General features: G+C 65.6%; 1 protein-coding gene and 1 pseudogene. Both read right to left on the reverse strand.

Annotated features, from left to right (window positions below):
• The coding region (locus tag RM590_RS35790) for a response regulator (RefSeq protein ID WP_311708980.1) at positions 1-224 on the reverse strand (224 nt) is incomplete at its 3' end.
• Positions 221-407: pseudogene (locus tag RM590_RS35795) on the reverse strand (sensor histidine kinase); the annotation flags it as partial. The gene RM590_RS35790 and the pseudogene RM590_RS35795, both read right to left, overlap by 4 nt.

Below are 407 nucleotides of genomic sequence, written 5' to 3' on the forward strand. Positions count from 1 at the left end.
TAATTGGATAGCACCCCGGCCAATTCGATGCCGGACAGGCCGGGCATGTTGATGTCGAGGAACACCGCGTCGATGGCGTGCTGGTTGAGTTCGCGCAGCGCCGAGGTGGCGTCGGACGCGGTGTGCACCTCACCGACAGCGGGATGCCGGCCCAGCAGATAGGCCAACTCGTCGAGGGCGGGTGCCTCATCATCGACGGCGAGCACGGTCAGCTTGGAGCTCACCCCAACGCACCTCCGCCGGCTCGAACCCCTGAGCGGAACTTCGGCACGCGCATCACCACTTTGGTGCCCGCACCCACCGCTGTCTCGACCCCCAGACCGTAATCGTTGCCGAATGCCGCGCGCAGCCGATGGTCCACATTGGTCAATCCGACATGCGCGGACTCACCGGTACGGTCGGCCAGT

The sequence above is a fragment of the Streptomyces litchfieldiae genome (assembly GCF_031845365.1).
Lineage (GTDB): Bacteria > Actinomycetota > Actinomycetes > Streptomycetales > Streptomycetaceae > Streptomyces > Streptomyces litchfieldiae.